The organism is Microvirga aerophila (assembly GCF_003332305.1).
Taxonomy (GTDB): domain Bacteria; phylum Pseudomonadota; class Alphaproteobacteria; order Rhizobiales; family Beijerinckiaceae; genus Microvirga; species Microvirga aerophila.
The window spans coordinates 1-11984 of the sequence record NZ_QOIO01000009.1; the positions used below are offsets into that span (position 1 = coordinate 1).

Annotated in this window: 15 protein-coding genes; 7 read left to right on the plus strand and 8 right to left on the minus strand. The window is 63.8% G+C overall.

What is annotated here, in order from left to right:
• Positions 1-199: 199 nt before the first annotated feature.
• Positions 200-1192: a calcium-binding protein gene (locus DRB19_RS06460; protein WP_114185221.1), complete on the plus strand. Its 993-nt coding sequence runs from the start codon at positions 200-202 to the stop codon at positions 1190-1192.
• 118 nt (positions 1193-1310) lie between these two features.
• Here DRB19_RS06460 and DRB19_RS06465 read toward each other — a convergent pair whose 3' ends face one another.
• Both DRB19_RS06465 and DRB19_RS29795 read right to left on the minus strand, forming a co-directional pair.
• Positions 1311-1682: a hypothetical protein gene (locus DRB19_RS06465; protein ID WP_114185222.1), complete on the minus strand. Its 372-nt coding sequence runs from the start codon at positions 1680-1682 to the stop codon at positions 1311-1313.
• Positions 1683-1779: 97 nt separating this feature from the next.
• On the minus strand, positions 1780-1920 hold the full coding sequence (locus DRB19_RS29795) for a hypothetical protein (protein ID WP_162815609.1): 141 nt from the start codon (positions 1918-1920) through the stop codon (positions 1780-1782).
• 141 nt (positions 1921-2061) lie between these two features.
• Here DRB19_RS29795 and DRB19_RS06470 point away from each other — a divergent pair, with 141 nt between their 5' ends.
• Positions 2062-2346: a hypothetical protein gene (locus DRB19_RS06470; protein WP_114185347.1), complete on the plus strand. Its 285-nt coding sequence runs from the start codon at positions 2062-2064 to the stop codon at positions 2344-2346.
• Between the two features lie 90 nt (positions 2347-2436).
• Here DRB19_RS06470 and DRB19_RS06475 read toward each other — a convergent pair whose 3' ends face one another.
• Positions 2437-3057 (minus strand): biotin transporter BioY, encoded by a 621-nt coding sequence (locus DRB19_RS06475; RefSeq protein ID WP_114185223.1) that lies wholly within the window; start codon positions 3055-3057, stop codon positions 2437-2439.
• Between the two features lie 134 nt (positions 3058-3191).
• On the opposite strand from DRB19_RS06475, the gene DRB19_RS06480 reads away from it, so the two are divergent.
• Complete coding sequence (locus tag DRB19_RS06480) at positions 3192-4103, plus strand: MBL fold metallo-hydrolase (protein WP_114185224.1); 912 nt, start codon at positions 3192-3194, stop codon at positions 4101-4103.
• A gap of 7 nt (positions 4104-4110) precedes the next feature.
• Here the strand turns inward: DRB19_RS06480 and DRB19_RS06485 are convergent, their stop codons facing one another.
• From DRB19_RS06485 to DRB19_RS06495, 3 genes are read right to left on the minus strand one after another with little or no spacing between them, the layout of a single operon-like run.
• Positions 4111-4890: a DUF1499 domain-containing protein gene (locus DRB19_RS06485; RefSeq protein ID WP_114185225.1), complete on the minus strand. Its 780-nt coding sequence runs from the start codon at positions 4888-4890 to the stop codon at positions 4111-4113.
• Positions 4890-5951: a M48 family metallopeptidase gene (locus tag DRB19_RS06490; protein WP_162815610.1), complete on the minus strand. Its 1062-nt coding sequence runs from the start codon at positions 5949-5951 to the stop codon at positions 4890-4892. The genes DRB19_RS06485 and DRB19_RS06490 overlap by 1 nt, the downstream gene beginning before the upstream one ends.
• Positions 5952-5961: 10 nt before the next feature.
• Positions 5962-7176 carry a DUF898 family protein gene (locus tag DRB19_RS06495; protein ID WP_245439303.1) on the minus strand — a complete coding sequence of 405 codons (1215 nt, stop codon included), beginning with the start codon at positions 7174-7176 and terminating at the stop codon, positions 5962-5964.
• Between the two features lie 168 nt (positions 7177-7344).
• Between DRB19_RS06495 and DRB19_RS06500 the strand changes: the two genes are divergently transcribed.
• The 3 genes from DRB19_RS06500 to DRB19_RS06510 all read left to right on the plus strand — a co-directional run bounded on the left by DRB19_RS06500 (position 7345) and on the right by DRB19_RS06510 (position 9081).
• Positions 7345-7836: a MarR family winged helix-turn-helix transcriptional regulator gene (locus tag DRB19_RS06500; RefSeq protein WP_114185228.1), complete on the plus strand. Its 492-nt coding sequence runs from the start codon at positions 7345-7347 to the stop codon at positions 7834-7836.
• Positions 7837-7854: 18 nt separating this feature from the next.
• On the plus strand, positions 7855-8697 hold the full coding sequence (locus DRB19_RS06505) for a patatin-like phospholipase family protein (RefSeq protein ID WP_114185229.1): 843 nt from the start codon (positions 7855-7857) through the stop codon (positions 8695-8697).
• A gap of 195 nt (positions 8698-8892) precedes the next feature.
• A complete protein-coding gene (locus tag DRB19_RS06510; RefSeq protein WP_114185230.1) occupies positions 8893-9081 on the plus strand; it encodes a hypothetical protein in 189 nt (62 codons plus the stop codon).
• 84 nt (positions 9082-9165) lie between these two features.
• On the opposite strand, the gene DRB19_RS06515 is transcribed toward DRB19_RS06510, so the two are convergent.
• Entirely contained in the window at positions 9166-9753 is a 588-nt protein-coding gene (locus tag DRB19_RS06515) for a L,D-transpeptidase (RefSeq protein WP_114185231.1), read from the minus strand.
• A 179-nt stretch (positions 9754-9932) separates the two neighbouring features.
• Between DRB19_RS06515 and DRB19_RS06520 the strand changes: the two genes are divergently transcribed.
• Complete coding sequence (locus DRB19_RS06520; RefSeq protein ID WP_114185232.1) at positions 9933-10874, plus strand: histone deacetylase family protein; 942 nt, start codon at positions 9933-9935, stop codon at positions 10872-10874.
• Between the two features lie 19 nt (positions 10875-10893).
• On the opposite strand, the gene ribB is transcribed toward DRB19_RS06520, so the two are convergent.
• Positions 10894-11979 (minus strand): 3,4-dihydroxy-2-butanone-4-phosphate synthase, encoded by a 1086-nt coding sequence (gene ribB, locus DRB19_RS06525; RefSeq protein WP_114185233.1) that lies wholly within the window; start codon positions 11977-11979, stop codon positions 10894-10896.
• Between the last annotated feature and the right edge of the window lie 5 nt (positions 11980-11984).

The window sequence follows — 11984 nt, forward strand, 5'->3', positions numbered from 1 at the left end:
GGATCGACCCTGGACGATCATGTCCCTCGGCCTGCGGGAGTGGGCGCACCGGTTCTGATCAGCGGGACTTGGTATTACTTATACGATTGCCCAGTATTTCAACGCCGCAACCGTCAAACCATTTGCGGAGGCCGATGATATCACTATCGCCGATACCGGCGCCAATATCGCATCGCTCACGAAGGCCAACCTTTTCAACATGGCGGCCAACAACGTCGACGTCCTCGACGCGACGGACAACCTGATCGTCTACAACACCTTGCAGGACATCGGCCTTGCCGAGATGGTATTTGCGCCGAACGATACGGTGATACTGCGCGACACGAACGAAGAATTGACCACCGGTACGGTGGCGCAGGTCGCCGGCCTTGCCCGCAAGAACGTCGACTTCGTGGACGTGGTGGACAACGGAAACGTCGTCACGTTTTCGGTTGCGCATTTCAATGCCCTGCAGGTACCGCTGAGCCCAGGCGACACCATGGTTCTGACTGACAACGGCATCAATCTCGGCACTCTTACGCCGGATCAGATCAGGGGCCTTGCGGGCAAGGGCGTCACGGCCCTCAACGCCACGAACAATGCGCTGTCGCTCACGGACGCGCAGTTGGCGGCGCTAGGCCCGGTTGCATTGGCTGCAGGCGATGTCTTGACGCGGTTGGGAACGGCCGGAGCCGACCAAATGGTGGGCACGGCCGTCGAACAGATCATCGACGGCTTGGCCGGGAATGACACGCTGCGGAGCGGCTCTCTCGCCCACACCCTGAAAGGCGGAGCCGGAAACGATCGCCTGTTCGGCAGCACTGCGGCGGATAAGCTTTACGGCGGAACTGGCAAGGACACCATGACCGGCGGCAAAGGCAAGGACGCCTTCGTGTTCGACACCAAGCCGAACAAGAAGACGAACCTCGACAAGATCGTCGACTACAACGTGAAGGACGACTCGGTCTATCTCGACAACGCCATCTTCAAGAAGCTCGGCGGCAAGGGGTCGGAATTCGCGCCCGCCAAGATCAACAAGGCGTTCTTCAAGATCGCGGACAGCGCCAAGGACCGGAACGACTACGTGGTCTACGACAACAAGAAGGGCGTCCTGTACTACGACGCCGATGGATCGGGTGGCGGCAAAGCAGTTGAGATCGCGACCCTGAAGAAGAACCTCAAGATGTCGGCCTCGGATCTCTTCGTGATCTGATTGCCGGGGGACACAAACAGAGCCGGTTCCTCGCGAGCGGAACCGGCTCTGTCCTTTTCAAATGGAATGTTCAGCCACGAAGGGCGCTAGACAGTATCCCGGCGCAGTGAAGCCAACCCTAGCACCGGCTGGGCGCGCTGGATGGGTTGGTCGTGCCGGCCGGCTGCTGGTTTTCCGAAAAACAAGGACTCTTTCCGCTCGCTCCCGCCTTGGCGGCAGCATCCGCATTGGGCGGGATAGTGCCGGAAGGGTTGCCCGGAGGATTAACCGAGGGGTCCCCCACGATCGACGATCCGGTGACCTTCGGGTCCGAGGTCTCGCGGAGCGGGAACTTGTTGGTGCCGGCCGCGCCCGTATCGACGCTCGGAGAAGCCTTGGACGACCCGGCTGCTCCATCCATCGACCCCATGCCGGCCTGAGCCAGGGCGCCGCCGGCCGCGAGAGACAATGCCGTCGCCAGGACCAGACGGCACGACAAACCTTTTGACATGTGCGTTCTCCAACTTGCACCAATCGGACATCTGGTGGGTACTACCGACCAGGCCCGAATATGTTTCAGCGGAGCGGCGGCTTTTCGCTCGCCTGCCTCAGAAACCCTGAACAGCCCTCCGACCCGGTTTGGACGACAGGTTGATCGTGACGATCTGTCCGGTTTTGGGGTCGAGGATGGTCATGGCGAACTCCTTACTCGTCTGGAGAAGCAACGCCTGACGCGGCTTAAGGATCAAAGCGAGTTCCTAGCATGGTAAGCAATCTGTTACCGGGCGGGGCAAAACCAGTGCGCCCCCTTGTCCCCCTCCATTGATGGCGGCGGCTAGGTTACTCTGCTGCAAACGACGCCGAACAACGGCGATTTGGGGCATTATATCATGCGTCATATTCATCTGGACGATGGCCTGCGTCTGCGTTTTCCAGGCCGCAGCGAAGAGTTCGACCAAGGTGTCGAGATCGGCATGCTGGCGGTTCTCATGGATCAGGGAGAACGCGAATTCACGCGCTGGATCTCCCGGGCCAACATGGACCAGGTCAGGGCTATTGCCCGACAGCTCGATTATCACGTGGTCGAAGGCAACGGCGACGACGAATGGGTGAGCCTCAGCTTCCGCCAGGGCAGCGCCAAGCCTGCTCTCAGGCTCGTTCACTCGATCGGCTGATCGCCCGATCGCGCACCGCCTGCACTGACCCGCACGCAGAAACGACAAAGCCGCCCGAAGGCGGCTTTGAGAAGGCTTTGGTCTGGCTTCTTAGCGAGAGCCTTCGCCTCGGCGCGTGACGCTCCAGGCGGCCTGCATTAACGCAACGGCGAGCGCCGTCTTGACCAGGGTGGCGGCCACGAAGGGCGCGGCGCCGACGGACCAGGCCTTGGCGATGGGCATGACCAGGGAGAGCTGGGCGAGGCCGAACAGGAAGATCAGCGCGTGTCCGACGCTCATCATGACGATGACGCGCAGAAGCGACCGGTCCCAACCGCGCTCGGCCATGAAGCCCACGGCCAGGGCCGCCGCCAGGAAGCCGAACAGGAAGCCGCCGGTGGGGCTTGCGAAATACGCGATGCCGGCCGCCATGGGCGGCGTATTGGCGAAGACCGGCAGGCCCGTGGCACCCTGGATGAGGTAAACGGCCACGGTGGCAGCGCCGAGACGCCAGCCGTAGGCGGCTCCGATCATGAGCACGACCAGAGTCTGCAGCGTCATCGGAACGTAGGGCAGCGGCACCTGGACTTTCGCCGAGATGGTGAGCAGCGCCGAACCCACGACCATCAGGACGGCGGCGCGAAGGGCGGCGAAACGGGCGTCGTCCCGAGAGGGCCAAAGAAGCCCCACGAGAGTGGACGGAGCGGCAAGGGCGGTAGCGCCAGTCGACATCAGCAGATCTCCAGATCTTGTTCCGCCATTCGCAGACGGTTCATAAAGGCCTTATAGGGGGGGCGGGCGAACCGCTCAAGCCGCGCTGTGGGAACTCCATACCCTTGCGGTGCAAATTTTCTGGGAAACCTGGAATGTCCGACGACCTCACCTTCGACGCCCAGCCGCCCGCCAAGGCCGGCGAGTGCGTACGCGTCAGCCCCCTCGTTCGACGAATCATCGCCACTAATCCAGGCCCCATCACCTTCACGGGCACCTGCAGCTATATCGTCGGCTCGGGGCGGGTCGCGATCATCGATCCGGGACCGGACCTGCCGGAACACATCGACGCCCTGCTGGCCGCCGTTCAAGCCGAGACGGTCACGCATATCCTCGTGACCCACACCCACAAGGACCATTCGCCGGCCGCAAGAGCCATCAAGGCCGCCACCGGCGCGCGCCTCGTCGGGTGCAGTCCCCACCGCAGCGCCCGTGCGCTCTTCGACGGCGAGGTCAATCTGCTGGAGACGAGTTCGGACCGGGACTACGCCCCGGACCAGGAACTCGCGGAGGGCGATAGGATCGAGGGGCCCGGTTGGAGCCTGGAGGCTCTGGCGACGCCAGGCCATATGGCGAACCACCTCGCCTTCGCGCTGCCGGAGGAGGCCGCCCTCTTTTCCGGCGATCACGTGATGGCCTGGTCCACCACTGTCGTCGCGCCTCCCGACGGATCCATGAGCGATTTCATGGCATCTCTGGACAAGCTGAGAGGGCGGGATGAAGCCGTGTACTGGCCGGGCCATGGGGGTCCGGTGCGGGAGCCTCAGCGCTTCGTGCGGGCGCTGGCCCACCACAGACGGCAGCGGGAAGCGTCGATCCTCAACCGGCTGGCGGCCGGCGACAGGACGATCCCGGCCATCGTGGCGGCTATCTATCAGGGCCTGAAGCCGGCTCTGATCGGCGCGGCCGGCCTATCGGTCTTCGCCCATCTGGAGGATCTGGTCGCTAAGGGTCTGGTGAGAACCGACGGCGCTCCATCGCTGGACGGCGAATACCGCCTCGCCTGACGAGAAATCAGTTGGCGGCAAGCGCCAGGTTCGATGCCTCTTCCAGGAAAGCCCGGATGCGCTTGGCATTGGCTCCGAAATCGTGGCGCCCCATGCGTGAGGCGGAGCGGATGTCGATCCGGGTGCCGTCGACGCGGGGACGGATGCGCACCGTGACGTCGTCGGGCAGCCTCAGGAACATGGTTCTGTCGACGGCCTCGAGGCGTCCCGTGCCCATTCGCCCGCCGGGCGGCACCGCCTCGATCACCTGCCAACCGAGATTCTCGGCGGCTTTGCGCACCAGGGCGAACGCCTCCTCGGGGCCGAGATCGAGGGTGAGCGGCGCGATTTGCACATAGGCCTCCCGCTGCATCTCGCGGGCCTCTGGGGAGACGTCCGGCGGGACCAACCCCTTGCGGGCATCGAGGGCCGCGCGGGAGCGCGAGAAGGCCGGCGGATCGTCAGTGTCGGTGGATACGTCCGCGATGGCCGGAAGGGTGACGGCCCTGACGGACAACCATGCCGGATAGGCCAGCACGAGGGAGGCGATGATCAAGCCCTTGATGGCGCTCCCCAGGCCGCGACGGCCCTCCTGCCAGATTCGCACGAAGCCGATGATCGACAGGCCCACGGCCAGGAGAGCGGCTGCGAGCCCTCCTCCGAGGGCAACGAAACCCGCGTCGTAGTCGATCCGGCCGAAGCGGATCATCAGGACCGCCATGACAGTCACGGCAAGGGCGAACCATGCGAGCATGGGGGACCACTTTGCCGGGCGGGAGTATGGTTCCTCGAGGATGAAATGGCGCATCAGGACGTCTTACAAATCTCTTTGAGCGCGCGCCACTCCTCTTCTGAAAGAAGTGGCTCGCCGGTGTGGGCCGGCGCCTGCTGCTCAAGGGATTTGAGACGTTGATCGGTCACCGGGTGGGTGGACAGAAAAGCCGGAAGCTTCTTTTCGTTCCCTTCGATGCGCTTGAGAAGAAGCCCCATGGCCTTGGGCGGCCGGCCAAGGGCGAGCATCGCTTGGGCCGCGAAGGCGTCGGCCGCCGTCTCCGCCTCGCGGGAATGGGCGCTGTCGATCAGGAGTTGCGTTGCGATCACGACCGCCCCTCCCCCGCTGACATCGCCGAACAGCAGGCCGAGCAGGTAGGACGCCCCGCCTGACTGGATCAGGCTCCGCAGGCTGTCCCGGTGCGCAGCATGGCCCATCTCATGAGCAAGCACGCCCGCGACTTCGTCCGCCGACTCGGCTTGGTCCAACAAACCTTTGAACAGGTAGATCCTGCCTCCCGGCAGCGCGATGGCGTTGGGGATCTTGGATTCGAGAACCGCAATATGAGTTTCCATCCCGACGTCGGTGGAAGCCCTCAATCGCGCACTCAACGTCTCAAGGGCCGCAAGGCCGCGAGTCCCGTCACAAACCTTGCCGCCGAAGATGAACTTGACCTGGTTGTCGACGGCCGTGCCCAACCGGCGTTCGACCGAGAGCGGGATGAGCGGCGTCAGCCGCTCCGCCACGATGGGAAGCAGAAACACGACGCACAGGGTGAGTGACACGGCGGCCAGTGCCGACCAAAAGATGATCCGGCCCGTTCTTTCCTTGGGCTCGCCAAGCTCCAGGCGCGCGCAGTGGGCCCGGATGGAGGCTTGATCGCCCGGATCGGTCACATCGAGGCGCGCCAGGGCCGGCCCGCCTTCGAGCATCAGCCGTAACACTCCGCTGGCAGCCTCCCGCCGCCGCACCGCGCCGGTCGGCCACGAGGCAATCCAATCATCACCCTCATGGAGGTCGAGGCTCGATGCGCCGATCTTGAGGGAAACGGTTCGCCGTCGCGCCGTCTCCCCGTCATAGAACACCGCATCGGCCATTGAACGCTCCTTAGATTCCGATCTCGAAATCGAGAGCGTCTGCGAGGCCCTCGCCCAGAACGCCGGATGGCTGGCCCGCCGCGACGGCGGCATTCACCGCTTGCAGGTTCGATACCGTGATCGAATTCACCACCACGGCCCAAAGGCCACGCCCCATGAAGTACCGCTGGATGATTCCCATCCCGAGCAGCAGCGCCAGATAAGCCAGCGCTCCAAGCACGATCACGCTGCCGGTCTCCCAGCTGATTTCGCCAAGCTGAAGGGCTTGCAGCTTTTCGACAAACAGATAGCCCCCGAGGCTGAACAGCACGCCGAAAACCAGCAGGAAGCCGATGGACGAGAAGATGAGCTTGAGGAAAGTGCCGTAGAACGCGCCTTTGGCGAGGTTGGAAGACACAGCGACCTCTCCAACGCGGAGGCCTTCCATTTGCCAGCGGGTGAAAATCGCCATGACGAGGGGCAAGAGCGCAAGCACGACGGGGATGGGGAGAAGCAGTATGACCCCCCCGAAAATGTTAATGTTTTTAGCTTTGATAGCGTCCAAATACGTTAGGAGGGCCAAGGCCCCTAATATAGACGCCATACCCAAACCCCAAACCCACCAACCACGCTTGAACAGCCCCCAACCACTCCTGGTAAAGCTGCCCTGGATGCTGCCGAAATAGGTGTGCCGCATCCGATAGCGCTCCAGGGAGGCGGTCGCCCATGGCAGGGCAAGGCCCAGGGTCAGCATGGTGGCGATATCCCACAGGATGGCGCGCATCGCATAGGCCCAGCCCGACCCCTTCATCCAGAAGCGCACGCCGCGAAACACCGTGCGGGTGGCCCGGCAGCGACGGACCCGGTACGATGCGAAATGCATCAGCACGTACATGATGAGCACCAGCGGGATGCTGGCGAGAGCCTTCTGCTCTTCGGCGATGATGCCCAGGATGAAGTAGCCGAGATAGATCGGGGTCAGGACCGCGAGCGCGATCAGGAAGCCGATCAGGAGCTCCTTGGCGGTGCCCGTATACTCGAAGGCTTCACCGCCAACTTGCGTGTTGGCCCAAAGATGCCGGCGCAGCTTGGTGATCAGCCAGAACCGGTAGAATCCGAAGGTGGGGATCTGGAACAGGCTGCCGGTGACGAGCAGCCTCAGGAACTCCCGCCCGCGCCCCGAAAAGGACATGCGCGCTTCATGCGGCGCGGCGGGGGTCAGATTGGAAACATATGACGCTGTCATAAGCGCGGCCCTCGAGAAATGTCTTGGCCACGCCTTAGCATGGAAATGAAACTTTAGAACATCCCAGAGCTATCATGGTTCGTCTGTGCACATCTTACGCCATGAGGCGGGGATGACGAAGAGAATGGTTCCGATGTAAACTATGCTGTTGTCGCGAGGAGTTCGTCTTTGTCATCGCCCTCCCCTGTCCCTGCGGCGAACGAGGTCGCCGACCCGCTTCGCGTCTGGTTCCGTTTCATCCGCCTGCATCGGCGCGCCCTGAACACCATCGCGGCGGAACTCAAAGGGCTCGGCCTGTCGGTGCCGCAATTCGACCTGCTGTCGACTCTGACGGAGCGGGAGGGACTGAGCCAGCAGGAATTGGCGGAGCGGCTTTACGTGACCAAGGGCAATGTGTCGGGTCTTCTGGACAGGATGGTGGAGGCCGGCCTCGTCGAGCGCCGGGCAATCCCCGGCGACCGGCGCTCCAATGCCCTGTATCTGACCGAGAAGGGACGTGGCCTCGCTGAAAAGGGCATCGCGACGCAGAAGTCCTACGTGGAAGGAACCCTTGGAGGTCTGCCTCCCCAGGATCTGGCCGATCTCGAACGGATCGTGCTGGCGTGGCGTGAGCGGGCCCGAGTGGCCGAGGACGCAACCTTGGCGCGGCTCGAAGGGTAAGTCAGGGACCGGGAATCCATGTTCGACGCAGTGGCCTTCGCCGGCGGAGGGAATCGCTGCTATTGGCAGGGCGGCTTCTGGGAAGCGGCCGCGCCCCTGCTCGATCTCAAGCCCGAGACCGTGATCGGCGTGAGTGCGGGAGCCTGGTCCGCCTGCTACAGCCTGCTGGGTCTCGGCCGCAAGGTGAACGAGATGGTGGCGGAGGGTTGCAGCCTCGGCCGCCGTAACTTCGAATGGCGGGCCTGGCATAGCGAAGGTTCTCCCTGGCCAGTCTCGCGCATGTATCGCAGCCTGATCGAGGCGGTGATCGATGAAGCTGCCCTGGCACGCCTGAAGCAGGGTCCTGACGTGCTGATCGGCCTTGCCCGCAAACCGAACCGCCTCCCCCTCTCCGTCGCAATTCCCCTGGGCATCGCAACCTATCAGGTCGAGAAGAAGTGGCGCTCGCCGGTTCACCCGAAAGGCGGGCGTGCCATCGGGTTCCGGCCTGAATTCGTGCGCGTACGGGATCTCTCCTCCGCGTCCGACCTGTCGGCTACCCTGATGGCAAGCGCCAGCGTTCCGCCCTTCATGCCGGTGGGGCGCGTCGGTGGAATGGCGGCTCTTGACGGGGGCCTCGTGGACAACGTCCCGGTCGAGCCCCTGGAAGCTCTGGAAAAGCGCGGGGCCAGCACGCTGGTTATTCTGTCCCGCCTCTACCGGGCCTTTCCGCATGTCTCCGGACGGACCTACGTCCAGCCGTCCGAGCCCGTGCCCATCGGGCAGTTCGACATCACCAATCCGGCCGGCATCCGGAAGGCCTACGAGATGGGCCTGCGCGACGGGGAAGCCTTAGGCCACCGGATGAATGCAATTCTATAACCCGTTAATGGGCCATTAAGCCTGATGGGAGCATTTGCCGCCAAGCCAGCAAATGATCATTGGTCTGCCCAGATGTGGTCATGCCGATCCGGCTTCATGCGCGGGCCATGAACAATGGCTTTGTCTAGCCGCATCGTGCGAACGAAGAGCCGTTCCATCTTTGCGCACAATGCTTTAACGAGCCTGGGAGAGAACATGACTCACTTGTCCACGGATCGCCGCGTTCCGGTCCAGCCTTCGACGGCCCGCCCTGAAGCACCGGCCTTCAAGCCGGTTGCTCTGCCGGCTCTCGCAGCCGCCATGCAGGCCGCGAGATTTCAGCCGCAATCGCCCAAAGTCCAGGAACTCCCGGCCATTCTGCGCAAGGAAGCCCTGCTGGGCTGACGTCCCGCCAGCCTCACAAAGAGAACAAGCGCCCAATGGGCGCTTGTCGTTTTAAGGGCAGCTGTCTCGTCAGCGAGGATAGCCCTAGCGCACGATGACCTTCGCGTTCAGATCGACGCGGTTGTAGAGGTCGATCACATCGATATTGCGCATCCGGATGCAGCCCGACGACACGGCGAGGCCGATCTTCTCCGGCTCGTTCGTGCCGTGGATGCGGTAAAGCGTGTCCTTGTTCCCTTCATACAGGTAGAGCGCGCGGGCCCCGAGGGGATTTGCCGGACCACCCTGCATGGGGTGCACATGCGGCCAGCGGGCCTTCATCTCGGCCGGCGGATTCCAGTTCGGCCACTCCGCCTTACGGGCCACGCGGGAGGTGCCGGTCCAGCCATAGGCCTCGTCGCCGACGGTCACGCCGTAGCGAATCATCTTCCGGTCGGGCAGCACGTAGTAGAGGAAGCGCTGTTTCGTATCGACTACGATGGTGCCAGGGGTCTCGCCGGTCTCGTCGTCCATGAGATAGCGGGCGTAGCGGATGTCTTCTTCAGCCTTGGGCACCTGCGCCAGCCACTCGGCGTCCCGCGCCGACACCTGCGGTTCCGGGACACTCTTGAAGTTACATCCCGCGAGAGCCGTCACGGCGGCCAGAAGGATGGTCAGGCTGAAGAGGCGCATTGAACTGAGTCCTGCTCGCAGCCGGAGCGGCCACGCTTGTTTCACGACGCCCTCTTAACAGGAGGACGAATCATTAACAGCCTGCCATGCGTCATTGTGGAAGGGTGTTGCGTCGCAACAACATGGACAGGAGATCGCGACGCTGCGACATTGGCGGCGTCCTCCCTTTCAGAGCCTCCATGTCCACACTTTACATCAGCCATCCGGCCGCCCTCGACCATCAGACGCCCCTGGGACATCCGGAGAGGCCAGACCGAATACTGGCCATCGAGAGGATCCTCGAGAAGGAGCGATTCGCGTCGTTGATTCGCGAACAGGCCCCCATGGCAGAGATGGAGAGCCTGACTCTCGCCCACCCGGAACCCTACGTCGTCTCGATCCGTGACATGAGCCCACGGGAGGGCGTCGTCCGCGTCGACGCGGACACGATCATGTCGCCTGGCACCTATGAGGCGGCCCTGAGGGGCGCGGGCGGCGCCGTGAGGGCCGTCGACGAGGTGATGACCGGTCAGGTGGCCAACGCCTTTGTGGCCATGCGGCCGCCTGGGCATCACGCGGAGCGCGTCCAGGCCATGGGATTCTGCTTTTTCAACAACGCGGCGATTGCAGCACGCCGTGCCCAAAGCCGTCACGGCGCGGAGCGCGTCGCGATCCTCGACTGGGACGTGCACCACGGCAACGGCACGCAGGACATCTTCTGGAGCGACGCCAGCGTGATGTATTGCTCAACCCACGAGGCGCCGCTCTATCCCGGAACCGGGGCGCTCTCCGAGACTGGAGAGCATGGGACGATCGTGAACGCGCCCTTGAGCGCGGGCGACGGCAGCGATGCTTTCCGGGAGGCCATGGAGACCGCCGTGCTCCCGCGCATCGATAGCTTCGCGCCCGACCTAATCATCATCTCGGCGGGCTTCGATGCTCATTGGCGCGATCCGCTGGCAAGCCTAAACCTGACGGAATCCGATTTCGCTTGGGCCACGCACCGGCTGATGAGCCTCGCCGAGACGCATTGCGGACGGCGGATCGTGTCGGTCCTGGAAGGCGGCTACGATCTCGACGGCCTGTCGAAATCCACCGCCGCCCACCTCGACGTGCTCATGGGACGCGACGTGCGCACGTGAGGCGCCGAGAGCCTTGCGCTCAGCTCTCGATCGGCTCCTCGCCGAGGAGTTCGATCCCGAACCCGCTCAGGCCCACATAGGAGCGTGTTGACGTGGCGAGGTTGCGGATGGAGGCGACGCCGAGATCCTTGAGGATCTGCGCGCCGAGGCCGATCTCGCGCCACTGATTCGAGCGCATGGCCTCCGAAGCGCTCGCCTCGGTTTCGGACAGGTTCGTCACCGGAACGCCCGCCGTGCCGTCGCGCAGATAGACCAGCACACCGCGGCCTTCCTTGGCGAAGCGCTGCAGGGCCGCATTGACGGTCTTGCCGCCCTCGAACACGTCTGTGAGCGCATTGGCGCGGTGAAGCCGCACGGGGATGTTCCTGCCGTCGCCGATCCGGCCATGGACGAGAGCCATGTGCTGCACGCTGTCGTAGGGTGTCGAATAGGCATAGCCGGTGAAATGGCCCCACTGGGTCTCCACTGGGAACGTGGCGATCCGCTCCACCAGCTTCTCGCGGGCCTGGCGGTAGGCGATCAGTTCCGCGACCGAGATGCGCTTGAGTCCATGGTTTTCGGCGAAGGTGTCGATCTGCTCGCCCTTCATCACCGTGCCGTCGTCATTGGCGAGTTCGCAGATGACGCCGACCGGCGGAAGTCCGGCGAGCTTGCACAAATCGACCGCCGCTTCCGTGTGACCCGAGCGCATGAGCACGCCGCCGTCCTTGGCGATCAGCGGGAACACGTGGCCCGGGCGCACGAAATCGGCCGCGCCCATGTTGTTGTTGGCAAGCGCCCGCACGGTATTCGAGCGCTGCTCCGCCGAGATGCCCGTGGTGAGCCCGTGCTTCACGTCCACCGTTACCGTGAAGGCGGTGCCCAGCGGCGCGTCGTTGGAAGCCACCATCGGATCGAGGCGCAGGCGCCGCGCCTCGGACACGGTCAGGGGCGCGCAGACGATGCCGCAGGTGTTGCGGATGATGAAAGCCATCTTCTCCGGCGTGCACAGTGACGCGGCGACGATGAGGTCGCCTTCGTTCTCGCGATCGTCGTCATCGGTGACGATGACGATTTCGCCCTGCGCAAAGGCTTCGATGGCTTCGGTGACGCTGTGGGCCGTCATCTCGT